Source organism: Cellulomonas chitinilytica (assembly GCF_016862675.1).
GTDB classification, from domain to species: domain Bacteria; phylum Actinomycetota; class Actinomycetes; order Actinomycetales; family Cellulomonadaceae; genus Cellulomonas; species Cellulomonas chitinilytica.
In genome coordinates this window covers 313,913-332,931 of sequence record NZ_BONK01000001.1, presented here as the reverse complement: position 1 = coordinate 332,931, position 19,019 = coordinate 313,913, and the positions used below count along the sequence as shown (strand labels likewise).

The following is a 19,019-nucleotide window of genomic DNA, read 5'->3' as shown; positions in this document are numbered from 1 at the left end:
TCCTGCTCTCGGCCCGGAGATCACCGTCCACCCCTTCCCAGGAGGAACATTGAAGATCAGGCGAATCAGCGCCGCCGCCGCGGTCGTCGCGGCCGGCGCGCTCGTGCTGGGCGCATGCTCCGGTCCGGCGGGCTCCACCATCGAGGAAGACACCGCGGTCAACGTCGGCTGGAACGAGCCGTTCCGCTCGACGAACAACCTCACGTCGAACGGCAACGCCACGACGAACGCGAACATCCTTTACCTGATGAACTCGTTCTTCAACTACTACGACGGCGACCTGAAGCTCGCGAAGAACGAGGACTTCGGGAAGTACGAGGTCGTGAGCGAAGACCCGTTCAAGGTGAAGTACACGATCAACGAGGGCGTCAAGTGGTCCGACGGCACCGCCGTCGACGCCGCCGACCTGATCCTCTACTGGGGCTCGCAGAACGACCAGTTCGACACCGTCACCGGCGACGACGTCGAATACGGCGAGGACGGCTCGATCGACGCGAAGGACGCCGCCGCGGTGTACTTCGACGGCTCGTCGCCGGCCATGAACCTCATCACGGACTTCCCGGAGATCGGCGACGACGGCCGCTCCGTCACGCTGAGCTACACCGAGCCGCGCTCCGACTGGGAGGTCTCCTTCCAGGCGTCGCCGATCGCGGCCCACGCGCTGGCGAAGCTCGCGCTCGGCATCGACGACCCGAAGGAGGGCAAGCAGGCCGTCGAGGACGCGTTCAAGAACGACGACAAGGAGGCGCTGGCGAAGCTCTCGAAGTCCTTCAACAACGACTTCAACTTCACCAAGCTCCCCGCCGAGAAGGAGAAGTACCTCTCCTACGGCGCGTACGTCATCACGGACTACGTCGAGAACCAGTACCTGACGCTCTCGGCCAACAAGGACTACACCTGGGGCCCGAAGCCCAAGGTCGAGTCGGTCACCATCCGCTACACGGAGGACCCGCTCGCGTCCGTCACCGCCCTGCAGAACGGTGAGGTCGACCTCATCGCGCCGCAGTCCTCGGTGGACGTCCTCAAGACGCTCGACGGCATCGACGGCATCTCGTACACCACCGGTGACGAGGGCACGTACGAGCACGTCGACCTGACCTTCAACAACGGCGGCCCGTTCGACCCGGCCACCTACGGCGGCGACGCCGAGAAGGCCAAGCTGGTGCGCGAGGCGTTCCTCAAGACGATCCCCCGCCAGGAGATCATCGAGAAGCTCATCAAGCCGCTGAACCCGGACGCCAAGACGCGTGACTCGTTCACCGTCGTCCCGGGTGCCGCGAACTACGACGAGGTCGTCAAGAACAACGGCTCGGACGCCTGGACGAACGTCGACATCGACGGCGCCAAGGCGCTCCTCGCGCAGGCCGGCGTCACGACGCCGATCGACGTCCGCTTCCTGTACGGCAAGTCGAACGTCCGCCGTGCCAACGAGTTCCAGCTGATCTCGGCCTCGGCCGCGCAGGCGGGCTTCAACGTGCTGGACAACGGTGACGACGCCTGGGGCTCCAAGCTCGGCAACGGCACCTACGACGCCTCGCTGTTCGGCTGGCAGTCCACGAACACCTACGCCCTGAACTCCGAGGCGAACTACATCACCGACGGTCTGAACAACTTCGGTGGGTACTCCAACGAGAAGGTCGACGGCTGGTACAAGGACATGTCGACCAACACGGACGCGGACAAGGAGACCGAGCTCATCATCAACATCGAGAAGCAGATGAACGATGACGCGTTCGGTGTCAACATCTTCCAGTTCCCCGGTGTCGTCGCTCACCGCGACGTCCTGAAGGGCGTCTCGACGATCGCGCTGTCGCCGACGATCTTCTGGAACTACTGGGACTGGGAGATCAGCGCGGACGACACCCTCGAGGGTCCGACGGAGACGCCGGCTCCCGCCGAGAGCTGACGCTGATCCACACCGTGTGACACCCACGCTCAGCGGGGGCACCACGGCGGTCATCCCGACCGTGGTGCCCCCGCTGGCGTGGCCCGGAAAGTCCGTCGCAGACGGGTGCCGACCGGCCGCGCCCACCTCGCGCGCGTAGAATTCGTCGGCACGAGCCCGTCTCCAGGTCAAGGACCCCTGATGGCCACCACCACCACTTCCGGCAGCGCAGCAGCCGAGACCGACGCGCGATCCGCGTCGGACGTCGCTCCCGCTCCGGTCAGACGACAGCGCCGCGGCGCGCCCATGGCGACGTTCCTCGGTCGCCGGTTCCTGTCGTCCCTCATCGTCCTCGTCGGCGCGACGTTCATCGTCTACATGCTGCTGGCGTACGCGATCGACCCGCTCGAGGACCTCCGCACGAGCACGGCCCCGAACAAGGCCCAGCTCATCGAGGCCCGCATCAACGCGCTCAACCTCGACACGCCGCCCGCGCTGCGGTGGCTCGAGTGGCTGCGCGGCGCCGCCGGGTGCCTCGTCGGCAACTGCGACCTCGGGACCAGCTGGGTGACCGGCAACCAGGTGACGTCGATGCTGCAGGGCGCCGTGTACTCGACCGTGCAGCTCGTCGCCACGGCGACGTTCCTCGCGATCGGCCTCGGCGTCGTGGTCGGCATCGTGTCCGCGCTGCGGCAGTACACGGGCTTCGACTACTCGGTGACGTTCGGCTCGTTCGTCCTGTACTCGCTCCCCAGCTTCTGGGTCGCCGTGCTGCTCAAGCAGTGGGGTGCCATCGGCTTCAACGACTTCCTCGCCGACCCCGTCGTCAAGACCGGGACGACGGTCCTGCTCGCGGTGATCGCCGGCATCGTGTGGTCCGCGATCATCGGCGGACCGCTCCGACGGCGACTCACCACCTTCGGTGTCGCGGCCCTCGCGACCGCCGCGGTGCTCGTGTTCGTCTCCGAGACCGGGTGGCTGCTCGACCCGAGCCTGGGGCCGGTGGTGATCGGCGCGCTCGGCGTCGGCATCGCCTACGCGGTCGTCGCGCTCGGCGCCGGGCTGAAGAACCGGCGTGCGCTGTACTCCGCACTGACCACGGTCGCGCTGGGCGTCGCGCTGTACTACCCGTTGCAGTACGCGTTCGTGAACGCCAGCTGGCCGCTCATCATCGGGCTGGCCGTCGTGGCGGTCGGCGCGGGCCTGCTCATCGGCTACCTGTTCGGCGGACCGGACCGGGTGGTCTCCGCCCGGGCGGCCGCGATCACCGCGGTCGGCGTCGGCTTCCTCATCTTCGTCGACCGCGTCATGGCGGTCTGGTACACGTACTCGAACTCCACGCGCATCAACGGGCGGCCGATCGCGACCATCGGGTCGCAGACGCCGGGCCTGCAGGGCGACTTCTGGGTCGAGGTGCTCGACAAGTTCACGCACCTGCTGCTGCCGACGATCGCGCTGATCCTCATCTCGTTCGCGGCCTACACGCGCTACTCGCGGGCCAGCCTGCTCGAGGTGATGAACCACGACTACATCCGCACGGCGCGCGCCAAAGGCCTTCCCGAGCGCGTCGTCACGGTGCGGCACGGGTTCCGCAACTCCCTGATCCCGCTCGCGACCGTCGTCCCGCTGGACCTCGCCGCCCTCTTCGGTGGCGCGATCATCACCGAGCGCATCTTCGCGTGGAGCGGCATGGGCACCATGTTCCTCAAGGGCCTGCAGACCGCCGACGCCGACGTGGTCATGGGCTACTTCATCGTGACGGCCACGCTGCTCGTCGTCGCCAACATCGTCGTGGACTTCGTGTACGCGGCCCTGGACCCCCGGATTCGGGTGAACGCATGACGCTCCAGCCACCGCTCCAGCCCGCCGAGGAGCACCACGACCCGGCGGAGGCCGTGGAGCAGAACGAGAACGCCATCGAGCTCAAGGAGGTCGAGGGCCTCTCCCAGGGCCGCATCGTCCTGCGCCGCTTCGTGCGGCACCGCGGCGCGATGATCTCGGCGTTCGTCCTGCTCTTCGTCATCGTCCTCGTCACGACGTCGATCGGCTGGGGTCCCATCCCCGGCTGGTGGAAGTACGACTACCGGGAGCTCAACCCGATCACCAACGCCGGTGGTGCGCCCACGATGGGGTGGCACGACGGCAGCTTCACCTTCGGGGACCACCCGTTCGGGCAGGACAACATCGGCAAGGACGGCTTCGCGGTCGTCATGCGCGGCACGCAGCAGTCGCTCACCGTGATGTTCGTGCTCGGCATCGTCTCGACGTTCATCGGCATCGTCATCGGCGCGTCCGCGGGCTTCTTCCGCGGCCGGACCGACAACGTGCTCATGCGGGTCACGGACATGTTCATCACGATCCCCGTGATCATGATCGGCGCGATCCTCGGCAAGTGGGTCGGCGGTGCGAGCCCGTGGGCGCTGGCCTTCGCGCTGGCCATCGTGTCGTGGACCGGCATGGCCCGGCTCGTCCGCGGTGAGTTCCTGTCGCTGCGCGAGCGGGAGTTCGTCGACGCCGCGCGCGTGGCCGGCGCGAGCAACGGCCGGATCATGTTCAAGCACATCCTGCCGAACGCGATCGGCGTGATCATCGTCAACGCGACGCTGCTGATGGCGGCCGCGATCCTGCTCGAGACGGCGCTCAGCTACCTCGGGTTCGGCATCCAGTCGCCCGAGGTGTCGCTGGGGCAGCTCATCAGCGAGTACCAGACCGCGTTCGCGACGCGGCCGTGGCTGTTCTGGTGGCCCGGCCTGTTCATCGTGACGATCGCGCTGACCATCAACTTCATCGGTGACGGTCTGCGTGACGCCTTCGACCCGCGGCAGCGGCGCATCCCGACCCGTCGGGCGCTCGCACGTGCCGACCGTCGGCGTGAGCACGCCGCGGCCCGCGCGGTCGCGTCGGCGAAGGCCTGATCCATGGGCGGCGGCTCAGGGCGTCGGTCCGACGCCCCCGAGCGTGAGGGTCGGCCGGGCGCGTCAGAGCGTGAGCGTCAGCACGGACAGGGCGGCGAGGAACAGCACGGACGCGATGAGCGCCACGTGCACACGCACCACGGGTCGGCTGCGCTCGAGCCGGGGGTCGTCGAGCAGGCCCGCGTCACGGACCTCCTCCCACCGGGAGCGGACGAGCGCGGCGGCCTGCCCGGAGTCCGAGGACATGAGGTCGCCGGGCCGGACGGTGCCGCCCGGGCCGTAGCTGCTCTCGGGCAGGTGCGCCATGTCGCCCGGGCCGGCCGTCCGGGCGCGCGTGCGGCTCGGGGCCGGTGCCGCCCACGAGGAGTACGAGCCCCACGCCGTCTCGAGGGTGAGGGCGTACTTCACGTCGACGAGCCGGATCGTCGGCCACGGCAGCTCGACGGTGCGCAGCACGTTGCGCAGCTCGACGCCCGCGGGCGTCACGACGACCGCCGGGTTCCAGTACGCGGCCCACATCAGCAGCGCGACGAGCGCGACCAGCGGGAGCCACTGCCAGGTCGTCCCGGGCGACCGCACCAGGCCGCTGACCACCACGAACGCGCAGCCGACCCACACCACCACCGACAGCCCGCGGCCGAAACCCGGCCGGAACACCACGACGTCCGACGACATGCGGCCATCGTCGCAGACCCGCTCGGACGACCCGCTCCCGGGGCCAGGACCCCGGCACGGACGGAAGGAACCCCTCAGCCGTGAGCACGCAGACCCTGGAGCCGGCAGGCGCCGACCCGCAGACGAAGGCCCCGATCCTCGAGGTGCGCGACCTGACGGTCGAGTTCTTCGTCGACGGCGCGTGGTACCCCGCCGCGATCGACGTGACGTACGACGTCCGCCCCGGTGAGGTCCTCGCGATCGTGGGCGAGTCGGGCTCCGGCAAGACGCAGTCGTCGATGTCGCTGATCGGGCTGCTGCCGCCGAACGGGCGCGCCGCGGGTTCGGCGAAGCTCGGCGGGAAGGAGCTGCTGGGGCTGACCCACAAGCAGCTCTCGTCCGTGCGCGGCAAGGAGGTCGCGGTCATCTTCCAGGAGCCGATGACCGCCCTGAACCCCGTCTACACGGTCGGTTTCCAGATCGTCGAGACGCTGCGCGTGCACTTCGACATCGGCCCGAAGGAGGCGCGGGCCCGGGCGGTCGAGCTGCTGCGTCTCGTCGACCTGCCGAACCCCGAGGCGGCCGTCGACAAGTACCCGCACCAGCTCTCCGGCGGGCAGCGGCAGCGCGCGATGATCGCGCAGGCCCTCGCGTGCGACCCGAAGCTGCTGATCGCCGACGAGCCGACCACGGCCCTCGACGTCACGGTCCAGGCCGAGATCCTCAAGCTCATGCGCGACCTGCGCAGCCGCATCGACTCGGGCATCGTCCTCATCACGCACGACATGGGTGTCGTCGCCGACCTCGCGGACCGCGTCATGGTGATGAAGAACGGCAAGGTCGTCGAGCACGGCACCGCGGACGAGATCTTCAACCACCCGAAGCACCCGTACACGATCCAGCTGCTCGAGGCGGTGCCCCACCTGGGGTCGCAGATCACCGAGGACGCGCCGGCGGACGGCACGGCAGGCACGGCCGTCGCGGACCGTCCTGCCGTCGCGACGTCGCCGGTGACGGCGCCCGCGCCCGCGCCGGCCACGGGCCTGGGTGACGCGCTCGTCGCGAAGGACCTGATCATCGAGTACCCGTCGCGCGGCCGCGTGCCGGCGTTCCGGGCCATCGACGGCGTGGACCTGTCGATCGGCCGCGGCGAGGTCGTCGGACTCGTCGGCGAGTCCGGCTCGGGCAAGACGACCGTCGGGCGTGCCGCCGTCGGCCTGCTCCCGGTCGCCGGTGGGTCGCTGCAGGTCAACGGCGTGGAGCTGGCCGGCATCAAGCCGAAGGACCTGCGTGCGGTCCGGCAGGACGTGTCGATCGTCTTCCAGGACCCGGGCTCGTCGCTGAACCCGCGCCTGCCGATCGGCGAGTCCATCGGCGAGCCCCTCAAGCTGCACAAGATCGCGCAGGGGGCGGAGCTCAGCAAGCGCGTCGAGGACCTGCTCGACCAGGTGCACCTGTCGCGCGGCATGCGCAACCGGTACCCGCACGAGCTGTCCGGCGGCCAGCGCCAGCGTGTCGGCATCGCCCGTGCGCTCGCCCTGAGCCCCAAGCTGCTCATCGCCGACGAGCCGACGTCCGCGCTCGACGTGTCGGTGCAGGCCCGCGTCCTGGACCTGTTCCAGGAGCTGCAGCGCGAGTACGGCTTCGCGTGCCTGTTCATCAGCCACGACCTCGCAGTCGTCGAGATCCTGTCGTCCCGCATCGCGGTGATGAACAAGGGCCAGCTCGTCGAGGTGGGGGAGCGCGACACGATCCTGCGCAACCCGCAGCAGGACTACACCAAGCGGCTCCTCGCCGCGGTGCCGGTGCCGAACCCCGCCGAGCAGAAGCTCCGTCGGGAGGTCCGCGACCGCCTGCTCGAGGAGGCGGCGGCCGAGCTCTCGGCGCGCGACTCGGAGATCGGGCACCAGGACGCCGTCGCGGAGAGCGACGAGGCCGAAGAGCAGCTCAAGGGCGACTACGAGGTGCGCAACTCGCGGCGTCTGCCGGGCAACTGATCGACCCGTCCGTGCCCGCGTGGCACGGACCCGTGCACCCGATTCGTCCGGCAGAGTTCAGTTCCGGGCGGCGATGACCGATACACCCGCATGCGGGGGGCAGGTCGTGGCCGCCCGGAACCTTGTCCGGCCGGCATCCGCGCCGGTCGGAGCGACGATCGGGAGGCGCGGTGCGCAGGGCGTTCACGCAGGGGGCGACCGGGTTCGCGGCGGTGCTGGGGCTGGTCCTGGCGCTCACGGCATGCACCGGACCCGAGCCGGACCCGGAGCGCGCCGGCACCGTGGTCGTCGCGGTGAGCGCACCGTTCCTGTCGCTGAACGGTGGCACGGTCGAGGGGCGCAGCCCGGGCAGCACCCTGGTCCGGGGGCTCGCGCAGGGCGGGTTCGTGTCGCTCGACGAGGACGGCGAGGCCGTGCCGGACCCGGCGTTCGGCACGATCGAGAAGCTCTCGGACTCGCCGCTGACGGTCCGCTACACGATCGCCGACTCGGCCACGTGGTCCGACGGCACGCCCGTCACCCCGGCGGACCTGCTGCTGGAGTGGGCGGCGCGCAGCGGCCAGCTCGACACCGTCGTCCCCGAGCTCGACGACGCAGGGGAGATCACGAACGAGGACGCGCTCGACGAGGGCGTCGCGTTCGCGGCGACGTCGCCGGCGCTCGTGCACGTCGAGCAGGTCCCGGCGGTCGACGGTGCGACCGTGACGCTCACCTACGCGTCGCCCGTGGCCGACTGGCAGACGGCGCTCGACGTCGGTGTGCCCGCGCACGTGGTCGGCGCGGCCGCGCTCGACATCGAGGACCCGCAGGAGGCCGCTGCCGCGGTCACGACGGCCATCACGTCGGCCGACCCGGTCGCGCTGCGGTCGGTGTCGGCCGCGTGGCGCACGTCGTTCGACGCGACGGTGCTCGCGGACGACCCGTCGCGCGCCGTGTCGACCGGCCCGTACAAGATCAGCGACGTGGTCCCCGACGGCCGCGTCGAGCTCGTCCGCAACGACGAGTACACGGGCCCGAGCCCGGCGGCGTTCGACACGGTCGTGGTCCGCAGCGACCTGCACCCGCTGGACGCGGTCGACGCGCTGGCCGACGGCGAGGCCGACGTCGTCGCCCCGCTGGACACCCCGGACGTGCTGGACGCGCTGGAGAAGGTCGACGGCGCCGTCGTCACCACCGGCGGGGACAGCACCCTCCAGCTCCAGCTCCAGGTGGCCGGCGGTGGGGCGTTCGACCCGGCGACGTACGGGGGCGACGCAGCCGTCGCGAGCGCGGTCCGTCGCGCGTTCCTGCTGGCCGTGCCGCGGGACACGGTCGTCGCCGACGCCGTCGTGCCGCTCTGGCCGGACGCCACGGTGTCCGACGCGATGCTGCCCTCGGTCGGGCCCGAGCTCGGGGAGGTGACCGCGTCCGCGTCGGCGGACCCCGACGCCGCCGCGGACCTCCTGGAGCAGGCGGGCGTGACGACGCCGGTCACCGTGCGCGTCCTCACCAACGGCGACGACCCGGTGCGGCACCAGGCGCTCGACGCCCTGACCGCGGCCGCCGCGGACGCGGGGTTCACCGTCGAGCCCTACACGCCCGACCTCGGGGTGGCCGCCGACCTGCTGGGTGCGCCCGACGCGTGGGACGCCGCTCTCGTCCCCGTGACGCAGGGCGACCTGCCCGTCGCGTCGGTCGTCGACCGGTGGCGGACGAAGGGCGCGACCAACGTCACGGGCTGGAGCGACCCGGCGCTGGACACCGCGCTCGACACGCTCGCCGCGACCGTCGACCCCGCGCAGGTCGCGACCGCCGCGCAGAGCGTGGCGCAGGCCCTCGCCGACGGCGGCGCCGCCGTGTCCGTCGTCCGCACCCCGGTCGTCGTGGCCACCCGCAAGGCGGACCCGAGCACGGCCGACCGGCTGCCCACGGTCCCCGCCGTGCCGCTGCTGACGCTCGGCCGGGCGGACCTCACATCGTGGTGGGACTGGGCGCGCACGCCCGCATCGTGACAGGCGGGTAGAATCGGTCGGCGCCCGACGACGCGGCGCCCTCCCCACCTCCTGAGATGAGTTCCCCCATGCCTGAGCCCACGTCTGTGGTGACCACGACCGGCGTGCGTTCCGACCTGCGCAACGTCGCCATCGTCGCGCACGTCGACCACGGCAAGACGACGCTCGTCGACGCCATGCTGTGGCAGTCCGGCGCGTTCGGATCCCACGCCCACGTGGACGAGCGCGCGATGGACTCGGGCGACCTGGAGCGGGAGAAGGGCATCACGATCCTCGCCAAGAACACCGCGGTCCGGTACTCCGGCCCGGCGGCGGCGGAGTTCGGCCAGCCCGACGGCATCACGATCAACGTCATCGACACCCCGGGCCACGCCGACTTCGGCGGCGAGGTCGAGCGCGGGCTGTCGATGGTCGACGGCGTCGTCCTGCTCGTCGACGCGTCGGAGGGCCCGCTGCCCCAGACGCGGTTCGTGCTGCGCAAGGCGCTCATCGCGAAGCTCCCCGTCATCCTCGTGGTGAACAAGACGGACCGCCCTGACGCCCGCATCGACGAGGTCGTGCACGAGGCGACCGACCTGCTGCTCGGCCTCGCGTCCGACCTGCACGAGGACGTGCCGGACCTGGACCTCGACGCGATCCTCGACGTCCCCGTCGTGTACGCCGCCGCCAAGGCCGGTCGTGCGTCGATGAACCAGCCCGCCGACGGCGGCCTGCCGGACTCGGAGAACCTCGAGCCGCTGTTCCGCACGATCCTCGAGAAGATCCCGGCGCCCACGTACACCGAGGGTGCGCCGCTGCAGGCGCACGTCACCAACCTCGACGCGTCGCCGTTCCTCGGCCGGCTCGCGCTGCTGCGCATCTTCAACGGCGAGCTGCGCAAGGGCCAGACGGTCGCGTGGGCCCGCCAGGACGGCACGCTGCAGAACGTCCGCATCACCGAGCTGCTGGAGACGAAGGCCCTCGAGCGCGTCACCACCGAGTCGGCCGGCCCCGGCGACATCGTCGCCGTCGCGGGCATCGAGAACATCACTATCGGCGAGACGCTGACGGACCCGGACGACCCGCGCCCGCTGCCGCTCATCACGGTCGACGACCCGGCCATCTCGATGACCATCGGCATCAACACGTCCCCGCTGGCCGGCAAGGGCGGCAAGGGCCACAAGGTCACCGCCCGCCAGGTCAAGGACCGCCTCGACAAGGAGCTCGTCGGCAACGTCTCGCTCCGCGTCGTGCCCACCGAGCGTCCCGACGCGTGGGAGGTGCAGGGCCGTGGCGAGCTCGCGCTCGCGATCCTCGTCGAGCAGATGCGCCGCGAGGGCTTCGAGCTCACGGTCGGCAAGCCGCAGGTCGTCACGAAGAAGATCGACGGCAAGATCCACGAGCCCGTCGAGCGCATGACGATCGACGTCCCCGAGGAGTACCTCGGCGCCGTCACCCAGCTCCTCGCGCAGCGCAAGGGCCGCATGGAGACGATGTCGAACCACGGAACCGGCTGGGTCCGCATGGAGTTCCTCGTCCCGGCGCGTGGCCTCATCGGCTTCCGCACCCGGTTCCTCACGGACACCCGCGGCACCGGCATCGCCTCGTCGATCGCCGAGGGCTACGAGGCGTGGGCCGGCCCGATCGAGACCCGCATCAACGGCTCGCTCGTCGCCGACCGCCCCGGCCCGGCGACGCCGTTCGCCATGATCAACCTGCAGGAGCGCGGCTCGTTCTTCGTCGACCCCACGCAGGAGGTCTACGAGGGCATGATCGTCGGCGAGAACTCCCGCAACGAGGACATGGACGTCAACATCACCAAGGAGAAGAAGCTCACCAACATGCGCTCCTCCACGGCGGACAACTTCGAGAACCTCGTGCCGCCGCGCAAGCTCACGCTCGAGGAGTCCCTCGAGTTCGCACGCGAGGACGAGTGCGTCGAGGTGACGCCCGAGGTGGTCCGCATCCGCAAGGTCGTCCTCGACCAGACGGAGCGCGCTCGCATCACGGCGCGCAACAAGAAGTCCTGATCTCCGCCTGAGGAGATGACCCTGGTGGCCGGCGGTCTCGTCGCGGTGCACGCGCACCCGGACGACGAGTCGCTGGCCACCGGTGCGTTGCTGGCCTCGTGGGCGGCGTCCGGCGGCCCGGTCACGCTCGTGACGTGCACCCGGGGGGAGCGCGGCGAGGTGATCGGTGCCGGGCTGGCCCACCTGGAGGGTGACGGGCCCGCGCTGGCCGCGCACCGCGAGGCGGAGCTCGAGGCGGCGCTGGCCGCCCTGGGCGTCCCCGACCACGTCTTCCTCGACGAGGTCGGTCCGCCCGCCGGCGCCCGCTACGAGGACTCGGGCATGGCCTGGCTCGCCGCCGGCCGGGCGGGCAGCGCCGACGACGTCCCCGCCGGGGCCTTCGTCGCCGTCCCGCTCGACGAGGCCGCCGCACGGCTCGCCCACGTCCTGCGCTCACGACGCCCCGACGTCGTCGTCACGTACGAGCCCGCCGGGGGCTACGGGCACCCGGACCACGTGCGCGCGCACCAGGTGACGATGCGCGCGCTCGAGCTCGCCGTGCTCCCCGACGCCGGGCTGCCGGCGGCGCCCGCGCCGGTGGTGCTGTGGGCCGCGCAACGCGCCGGTGCGCTGCGGGCCGCGCGCCACGCCCTCGACGGCTCGGGTGTCCGGATCGCACTCGGCGCCGCGCGCGACGGGCTCACTCTCCCCGCGCCCGGCGACGGCCTGCCGTCCGTCGCGGTCCCCGACGAGGCGGTCGACCTGCTCGTCGACGTCCTCCCCGTCCGGGACCGGGTGCTCGCCGCCCTGCGGGCGCACGCGACCCAGGTGCACGCCGTGCGGCCGATCGACGGCGTCGGCGACCTGGTCGGCTGCTACGCGCTCAGCAACGACGTCCTCGCACCCGTCCTGCCGACCGAGGACTACCGGGTCGTCGCCGGCTCGGGTGCGGCCGTCGTCTGGCCCACCGGCGTGCGGCCGGTAGCCTGACGCGCGTGCACCCCCTCACCGCCGGCAGGGTCGGCAAGGCGCTCGTCGCGCTCGTGCTCGGCGTCGCCGTCGGCACGGTCGGCACCCTCATGCACCGCAGCGTCCAGCCGTGGGGCGTCGTCGCGTGCCTCGCGCTCGTCGCGACCGCCGGCGTCGTCGCCCGCGCCTGGGACGGGTGGCCGACGCTCGTCGCCTACGCCCTGGGCGTGCTCGGGTCCACGCAGCTGCTCGCGCGGGAGGGCCCCGGCGGTGACGTGCTGATGCCCGCCGGCCAGGCGATCGGCTGGGTCTGGGTCCTGGGTGCGGTCGTCGTCGTGCTGGGGGTCGCGGCCGCGCCCCGGCGGCTGTTCGTCGACCCGCCCGTGGAGCGACCGTCCGCCGTCACGTCGGCGTCGACGACGCCGTGGCCCGAGCCCGTCGCGCAGCCGGGCGCGGTCGGCGCTGGAGACCCGGTCCTCGAGGCCGGGGACGACACGGCACCGTGACGACCGAGGAGCGCGGCGTCGCGCCGGACGACCTGCGGGCCGCCGTCGGACGCCTCCCGGCAGGCGTGGCCGTCGTGACGCTCGCGTGGCGCGGGACGGTGCACGCGACGACCGTCAGCTCGTTCACGTCCGTCTCGCTCGAGCCGCCGCTCGTGCTGTTCTGCGTGCACGCCGACGCCCGGCTCCGGGACGCCCTCGACGACGTGGACACCTGGTCCGTCAGCGTCCTCGCCGACGACCAGGCCCCGACGGCCGACTGGCTCTCGTCCTACGGCCGGCCGACGATCGACCAGCTCGCCCGCGTCCCGCACCGCACCGCGCCCGTGTCCGGGAGCGCATGGATCGACGGCGCCGCCGCGTGGTTCGACTGCCGGACGTACGCCGTGCACAGCGCAGGCGACCATGATGTCGTCGTCGGCCTCGTCGAGGCCGTCGAGCAGGGACGGCCCGGCGCCGGGGGGCTCGTGCACCTCAGAGGGCGCGTCCGGCCCGTCTCCTGACGGCCGCCGCGACCCCGCGCACCGCGCGCGTGACGTGCACGGGCCGGGCGGGTCGTGTGACGACGAGGTGAGAAGGTCGCCGCACCGCGCGCGAAGACCCTGATGGTCGGGGTACCGCCACTAGAATCGCCCGGGCGCGGGCCACGCGCACCTTCAGCAGCAGGGGAGCACGATGACCGACGGCACCGACCTCGACGACGCCGAGCAGGCCGTTCGGCCGGGTCCCGGCACCACGGACCCGGTGCGCAAGCCCGTCCCGCACACGAACGGGACGGCACCGCAGCCGCACGGCGCCGGCGCCTCGGACGGCGCGACGGACGGCTCCGTGAGCCGCGACGCGGCGGACGCCGCACCGAGCGACGCTCCGACCGAGGGTGCTCCCACGGACCTCGATGACGCGACCGCCGCGACCGCACCGCCCGCGGAGCCCGAGCCGACGGTCGCCGACGACCCGACCGGCATCGACGTCGCAGCCGCGGCGGACGCCGGTGACGCGGACGACGCAGCCTTGACCGGCGCCGGCACGGACGGCGCCACCACGACCCACGAGGACGACGTCGAGGTGGCGGGCGCGGACGTGGCCGGCGACCCGTTCGACGACGCCGAGCCCGAGGCGCTCGCGCCGGGCGCCGGGGTGACGTCCGACGAGGCGACCGATGCTCCCGATGTCGCGTCGAGCGGCCCCGAGTGGCCCGTCTGGGGTGGCTCCGGCTCCGCCGCGTCGGGCGCTGCCCAGACCGTCGTGGATGACGCGACACCGGATGCGGCAGCCTCTGACGAGACGGCCTCTGACGAGACGGCCTCTGACGAGACGGCCTCTGACGAGACGGCCTCTGACGAGGCAGCGTCCGTCGAGACGGCATCCGTCGAGACGGTGTCCGACGAGACGACCTCCGGCGAGGCGGACCTCGACGAGGCGGGCGCGGACGAGGGCCGCACCGCTCCGGAGGCCGTCGAGCCGGTCGTCGGCTCGCACCCCGTCACCCACGCCGGGCCTCCGGCCGAGGGGGAGTCGGTCACCGGCGCCGAGCCCGGCACGGACGTTCGTCCCGTCGCTGACCCGGAGCCGGCGACGCACACCGGGCCGCCCGCCGACGCCAGGCAGGACGTCGACGAGGAGCCGGTGGCCGCCGCTGAGCCAGTCGTTGAGGCTGAGCCGGTCGTTGAGGCTGAGCCGGTCGCCGAGGCAGAACCCGTCGTCGAGGCTGAGCCGGTCGCGCCCGCCGAGCGGGTCGTCCCCGCGGTCGCGCAGGCGGAGCAGCCTGCCCCGGCGGCATCTCCAGGCGGTTCGCCGGCCCCCGTGCCCCCGGCCGGTGCTGGCCCGACGACCGCTGGGCCCGTTGCTGCCGCGCCGCCCGTGGCTGGTGCGCCGGTCGGTGCCGCGCCGCCCGTCGCCGGTCCGCCGGTTGCTGCCGGTCAGCCGGCCGCTGCCGGTCAGCCGGTCGCTGGTGCGCCGGTTGCTGCTGCGACGCCCGTCGCCGGCCCGCCGGTCGTGGCCGCGCCGCCGGTGGCTGGCCCGACCGTCGTGGCGCCGGGCGCTGCGACCCCGGTCGTCACGCCTCCCGTCGTCCCGACCGTGGCCGCTGCGGCGCCGGCGGTCGGGCTGCAGCCTGCGGCCCCGCAGCCGGTCGCCCCGCAGCCGGTCGCCCCCCAGCCGGTCGCTCCCCAGCCGGTCGCCCCGCAGCAGGTCCCGGCCGCATTCGCCCCGCCGACGTACACCGCGCCGCCCGCCGCTGCGCCGCCCGTCGTCGCACCGCCCGTCACCCCGCCGCCCGCGCCGCCCGTGCGCACGTCCGTGTCGGCACCCGCACCCGCACCCGCACCCGCGCCCGCGCAGGCCGCGCCGCCCCGTGGCCCGTTCGCGCCGGTCGAGAGCGGTGCGCCGTCGACCGCGCCGCGCATCCCGTCGGGCCCGGTCGTCACGGGCCCGGAGTCGAGCGGTCCGGAGCGACCCGCGTCGCCGCTGGACGACTTCGACGCGGAGGACGGCACCCGGCGCTGGCCGCGGCGGCTGCTCATCACGGCCGGTGTGGTCGTCGTGCTCGGCGGCGCGTACGTTGGTGCGTCGTACGCGCTCGCGGACCATGTGGCGCGCGGTGCGACGGTGGCCGGCGTCGACATCGGCGGCCTCTCCTCGGCGGCCGCCGTGGACCGGCTGACGTCGGAGCTCGGTGAGGCGACGACGCAGCCGATCCCGGTCGTCGCGAACGACGTCCAGGCGACGATCGACCCGACCGCGGCGGGCCTCGTGCTCGATGCGGAGGCGACGGTCGCGACGTTCACGGGTCCGCACCTCGCGGACCCTGCGCACCTGTGGCGGCAGATCGTCGGCGAGGGTGAGCACCCGGCGACGTCGCACGTCGACGAGGACAAGCTCGCGGCCGCGGTCGAGGACCTCACCTCGTCGCTCGCGCTCGCCCCGGTGGACGGCACGGTCGTGTTCGTCGACGCGGCACCGAAGTCGACGGCCGCCGTGGACGGCTGGAAGCTCGACGAGGACGGTGCGGTCCAGGTCCTCACGGACGGGTGGATCAGCGCGGAGCGTCCCGTCGTCCTGCCGACGGAGGTCGTCGAGCCGGCGGTGACCCAGGCGGAGACGGACGCGGCGATGACCGGTGCCGCCCGCGCGCTCACGTCCGGCCCGGTGTCCGTCATGGTGGCGGACCGGCTGGCCGTCCTGAAGCCCGAGACGCTCGCGGCGAACGCCTCGTTCACGCCCACCGACGGCGCGCTCGTGCTCCAGCTCAACGGCGAAGGGCTCGCGAAGGACGTCCTGACCCAGCTCCCCGACCTGCTCACCGAGTCGGCGGACGCGCACTTCGAGTTCCAGAACGACGCGCCCGTGATCGTGCCCGGCACGCCGGGCACGTCGCTCGACCCGGCGGCGCTGGCCACGGCGGTCGCGACGGCGGCGGGGGCGGGCGACCGGACGGCGCACGTGGAGCTCGTGCAGGCCGACCCGGCCGAGTCGACCGCTGAGCTGGAGGCGCTCGGCATCAAGGAGGTCGTCGCGGAGTTCTCGACGCCGCTGACGTCCGAGCCCCGCCGCACGACGAACATCTCGAACGGCGCGGCGAAGATCACGGGCACGCTCATCAAGCCGGGCGACACGTTCAGCCTCACCGAGGCGCTCGGCCCGGTGGATGCGGCGCACGGGTTCGTCGAGGCGGGCGCGATCATCAGCGGCGAGCACACCGACGCGTGGGGCGGCGGCCTGTCGCAGCTGTCCACGACGACGTTCAACGCGGCGTACCTCGCGGGCATGGAGGACATCACGCACACGCCGCACAGCGAGTGGTTCGCGCGCTACCCGGAGGGTCGTGAGGCGACGATCTTCACGGGCTCGATCGACATGAAGTGGAAGAACAACACCCCGTACGGCGCGCTCGTGCAGGCGTGGACCGCGGGTGGCCGCACGTACGTCCGGCTGTGGGGGACGAAGTACTGGACGGTCGAGTCGACGACGAGCGCGCGCTCGGGCGTCGTGGCGCCGACGACGGTGTACTCGCAGTCGCCGACGTGCGAGTCGTCCGCGGCGGGCAACCCGGGCTTCAGCGTGACGGTGACGCGCAAGACGTACCTCGGCACGGAGCTGAAGAAGACGGAGTCGAGGACGACGCGGTACAAGCCGCAGAACAAGGTGATCTGCGGCGCACCGCCGGCGGCGACGCCGACGCCGTAGCGTCTCAGCCGCCGGCTCTGCCCCTGCGGGGTGGGGCCGGCGGCACCGTCTTGGCGAGGCTGATGTCGGCCGCGGGGACGTGCACGTCGCCGTGCCGGGTGCGGACGAGCACACCGTCGTCGTCGACGGAGATGAGGTCGCCCAGCACGTCGGTGTACCGCGGCTCCCCGCCGGACCGGGCGGGCGGTGCGTCGTCGGGGACGTCGTCGCGACGGCGCCGGACGACGACCCGGACGCCGGGAGCCCAGCCACGCCAGGCGTCGGTCGGGGTGCTCATGCGGACCGCCGGGGGGTCGCGGTGCTGGTGGGCGGGGGTGCCTGGCCGTTCGTCGACGGTCGTGGACACCGCGTCACGGCGGCGGGCATGTGAGGGATAATAGGACCCCCTGCTCAGTGGAGGACTCTGCCGTGACCTATGTGATCGCCGAACCCTGCGTGGACGTCAAGGACAAGGCGTGCATCGAGGAGTGCCCGGTCGACTGCATCTATGAGGGCAAGCGCTCGCTCTACATCCACCCGGACGAGTGCGTGGACTGCGGTGCGTGCGAGCCGGTCTGCCCGGTCGAGGCCATCTACTACGAGGACGACGTCCCGGAGCAGTGGAGCGAGTACTACAAGGCGAACGTCGAGTTCTTCGACGACCTCGGCTCGCCCGGTGGTGCCGCGAAGATGGGGGAGATCGACAAGGACCACCCCATCATCGCGACGCTCCCGCTGCGCGTGCACGACGCCTGACCGCGCCCGGATGGGCCTGCTGACCGGCACGCTGCCGGACTTCCCGTGGGACACGCTCGTGCCGTACGCGGAACGTGCGCGTGCGCACGAGCGCGGTCTCGTCGACCTGTCCGTCGGGACGCCCGTGGACCCGACGCCCGCTGTCGTGCGCGACGCGCTCGCGGCGGCGGCCGACTCGCCGGGGTACCCGCTCACGCACGGCACTCCCGCGCTACGGGAGGCGGTCGTCGCGTGGTTCGCGCGCCGGCGGTCGGTGCCGGGCCTGGACCCGGCCGCGGTGCTGCCGACGGTGGGGTCGAAGGAGCTCGTCGCGCTGCTGCCGTCGCTGCTCGGCCTCGGTGCGGGCGACGTGGTGCTGCACCCGGCGACGGCGTACCCGACGTACGACGTGGGGGCGCGCCTCGCCGGTGCGACGCCGGAGCCGACGTCCGACCCGGTCGCGCGGCTCGCCGAGGGGGGCGTCCGGCTCGTCTGGCTGAACTCCCCGGGCAACCCGGACGGCCGCGTGCTGGGGGTCGACGAGCTCCGCGCGGTGGTCGACGCCGCCCGCGCAGCCGCGGAGCGTGAGGGCGCGCCGGTCGTCGTCGCGTCGGACGAGTGCTACGCGGAGCTGGCCTGGGACGAGCCGTGGGCGTCGTCCGGCGTGCCGAGCGTGCTGGATCCTCGCGTCACGGGCGGCGACCTGACGGGTCTGCTCGCCGTGTACTCGCTGTCGAAGCAGTCGAACCTCGCGGGGTACCGCGCCGCGTTCACCGCGGGCGACCCGGAGCTGGTCGGCCGGCTGCTCGAGACGCGCAAGCACGCCGGGATGATCGTGCCCGGCCCGGTGCAGGCGGCGACGGCGGCGGCGCTCGCGGACGACGAGCACGTCGCGGAGCAGCGCGAGCGGTACCGGCGGCGGCGGCAGGTGCTCCGGGCGGCGTTCGAGGGGGCGGGGTACGCGGTCGACGGGTCGCACGCCGGCCTGTACCTGTGGGTGCGCCCCGAGCACGGCGCGCAGGACTGCTGGGTCACGGTCGGTGACCTCGCCGAGCTGGGGATCCTCGTCGCGCCGGGTGCGTTCTACGGCGCACGAGCCGCGGGGCACGTCCGGGTGGCGCTGACGGCGACCGACGACAGGGTGGCCGAGGCGGCCGCACGGCTGACCGGAGCCTGACGGCTGTGAGCGGCGTCACACCGAGACGGACCCTCCGAGGA

At 72.7% G+C, this 19,019-nt stretch carries 14 protein-coding genes; 12 read left to right on the top strand and 2 right to left on the bottom strand.

The window, feature by feature from the left end:
• Nucleotides 1–49: 49 nt before the first annotated feature.
• From Cch01nite_RS01585 to Cch01nite_RS01575, 3 genes are all read left to right on the top strand, one after another.
• The gene (locus Cch01nite_RS01585; protein ID WP_203747661.1) at nt 50–1,906 is read left to right on the top strand and encodes an ABC transporter family substrate-binding protein; all 1,857 of its coding nucleotides are present in this window, start codon (nt 50–52) and stop codon (nt 1,904–1,906) included.
• Between the two features lie 180 nt (nt 1,907–2,086).
• Nucleotides 2,087–3,727 (top strand): ABC transporter permease, encoded by a 1,641-nt coding sequence (locus Cch01nite_RS01580; protein WP_308439181.1) that lies wholly within the window; start codon nt 2,087–2,089, stop codon nt 3,725–3,727.
• Nucleotides 3,724–4,800: an ABC transporter permease gene (locus Cch01nite_RS01575; protein ID WP_203747659.1), complete on the top strand. Its 1,077-nt coding sequence runs from the start codon at nt 3,724–3,726 to the stop codon at nt 4,798–4,800. Before Cch01nite_RS01580 ends, Cch01nite_RS01575 begins: the two co-directional genes overlap by 4 nt.
• 63 nt (nt 4,801–4,863) lie before the next feature.
• Here Cch01nite_RS01575 and Cch01nite_RS01570 read toward each other — a convergent pair whose 3' ends face one another.
• Nucleotides 4,864–5,475 (bottom strand): PH domain-containing protein, encoded by a 612-nt coding sequence (locus tag Cch01nite_RS01570; protein WP_203747657.1) that lies wholly within the window; start codon nt 5,473–5,475, stop codon nt 4,864–4,866.
• A gap of 80 nt (nt 5,476–5,555) precedes the next feature.
• On the opposite strand from Cch01nite_RS01570, the gene Cch01nite_RS01565 reads away from it, so the two are divergent.
• The 7 genes from Cch01nite_RS01565 to Cch01nite_RS01535 all read left to right on the top strand — a co-directional run bounded on the left by Cch01nite_RS01565 (nt 5,556) and on the right by Cch01nite_RS01535 (nt 17,087).
• Entirely contained in the window at nt 5,556–7,451 is a 1,896-nt protein-coding gene (locus Cch01nite_RS01565; protein WP_203747655.1) for an ABC transporter ATP-binding protein, read from the top strand.
• A gap of 170 nt (nt 7,452–7,621) precedes the next feature.
• A complete protein-coding gene (locus tag Cch01nite_RS01560) occupies nt 7,622–9,442 on the top strand; it encodes an ABC transporter substrate-binding protein (protein ID WP_203747653.1) in 1,821 nt (606 codons plus the stop codon).
• Nucleotides 9,443–9,510: 68 nt separating this feature from the next.
• On the top strand, nt 9,511–11,451 hold the full coding sequence (typA, locus tag Cch01nite_RS01555; RefSeq protein ID WP_203747651.1) for a translational GTPase TypA: 1,941 nt from the start codon (nt 9,511–9,513) through the stop codon (nt 11,449–11,451).
• A gap of 15 nt (nt 11,452–11,466) precedes the next feature.
• The gene (locus Cch01nite_RS01550) at nt 11,467–12,420 is read left to right on the top strand and encodes a PIG-L family deacetylase (RefSeq protein ID WP_203747649.1); all 954 of its coding nucleotides are present in this window, start codon (nt 11,467–11,469) and stop codon (nt 12,418–12,420) included.
• Between the two features lie 5 nt (nt 12,421–12,425).
• Nucleotides 12,426–12,905 (top strand): hypothetical protein, encoded by a 480-nt coding sequence (locus Cch01nite_RS01545; RefSeq protein WP_203747647.1) that lies wholly within the window; start codon nt 12,426–12,428, stop codon nt 12,903–12,905.
• Nucleotides 12,902–13,405, top strand: a complete 504-nt coding sequence (locus Cch01nite_RS01540; RefSeq protein WP_203747644.1) for a flavin reductase family protein — start codon at nt 12,902–12,904, stop codon at nt 13,403–13,405. Before Cch01nite_RS01545 ends, Cch01nite_RS01540 begins: the two co-directional genes overlap by 4 nt.
• A gap of 172 nt (nt 13,406–13,577) precedes the next feature.
• Nucleotides 13,578–17,087: a VanW family protein gene (locus Cch01nite_RS01535; protein WP_203747641.1), complete on the top strand. Its 3,510-nt coding sequence runs from the start codon at nt 13,578–13,580 to the stop codon at nt 17,085–17,087.
• 4 nt (nt 17,088–17,091) lie between these two features.
• Here Cch01nite_RS01535 and Cch01nite_RS01530 read toward each other — a convergent pair whose 3' ends face one another.
• The gene (locus Cch01nite_RS01530) at nt 17,092–17,364 is read right to left on the bottom strand and encodes a hypothetical protein (protein ID WP_203747638.1); all 273 of its coding nucleotides are present in this window, start codon (nt 17,362–17,364) and stop codon (nt 17,092–17,094) included.
• A 131-nt stretch (nt 17,365–17,495) separates the two neighbouring features.
• On the opposite strand from Cch01nite_RS01530, the gene fdxA reads away from it, so the two are divergent.
• A complete protein-coding gene (gene fdxA, locus Cch01nite_RS01525; protein WP_203747636.1) occupies nt 17,496–17,822 on the top strand; it encodes a ferredoxin in 327 nt (108 codons plus the stop codon).
• 10 nt (nt 17,823–17,832) lie between these two features.
• Nucleotides 17,833–18,978: a succinyldiaminopimelate transaminase gene (dapC, locus tag Cch01nite_RS01520; protein ID WP_203747634.1), complete on the top strand. Its 1,146-nt coding sequence runs from the start codon at nt 17,833–17,835 to the stop codon at nt 18,976–18,978.
• The last annotated feature ends 41 nt before the right edge of the window (nt 18,979–19,019 follow it).

Excerpts from the sequence above, each read along its gene's own strand:
- Cch01nite_RS01580 (WP_308439181.1), top strand. The coding sequence starts at position 2,087 with ATGGCCACCACCACCACTTCCGGCAGCGCAGCAGCCGAGACCGACGCG.
- Cch01nite_RS01575 (WP_203747659.1), top strand. The coding sequence starts at position 3,724 with ATGACGCTCCAGCCACCGCTCCAGCCCGCCGAGGAGCACCACGACCCG.
- Cch01nite_RS01570 (WP_203747657.1), bottom strand. The coding sequence starts at position 5,475 with ATGTCGTCGGACGTCGTGGTGTTCCGGCCGGGTTTCGGCCGCGGGCTG.
- typA (WP_203747651.1), top strand. The coding sequence starts at position 9,511 with ATGCCTGAGCCCACGTCTGTGGTGACCACGACCGGCGTGCGTTCCGAC.
- Cch01nite_RS01550 (WP_203747649.1), top strand. The coding sequence starts at position 11,467 with ATGACCCTGGTGGCCGGCGGTCTCGTCGCGGTGCACGCGCACCCGGAC.
- Cch01nite_RS01535 (WP_203747641.1), top strand. The coding sequence starts at position 13,578 with ATGACCGACGGCACCGACCTCGACGACGCCGAGCAGGCCGTTCGGCCG.
- Cch01nite_RS01530 (WP_203747638.1), bottom strand. The coding sequence starts at position 17,364 with ATGAGCACCCCGACCGACGCCTGGCGTGGCTGGGCTCCCGGCGTCCGG.
- dapC (WP_203747634.1), top strand. The coding sequence starts at position 17,833 with ATGGGCCTGCTGACCGGCACGCTGCCGGACTTCCCGTGGGACACGCTC.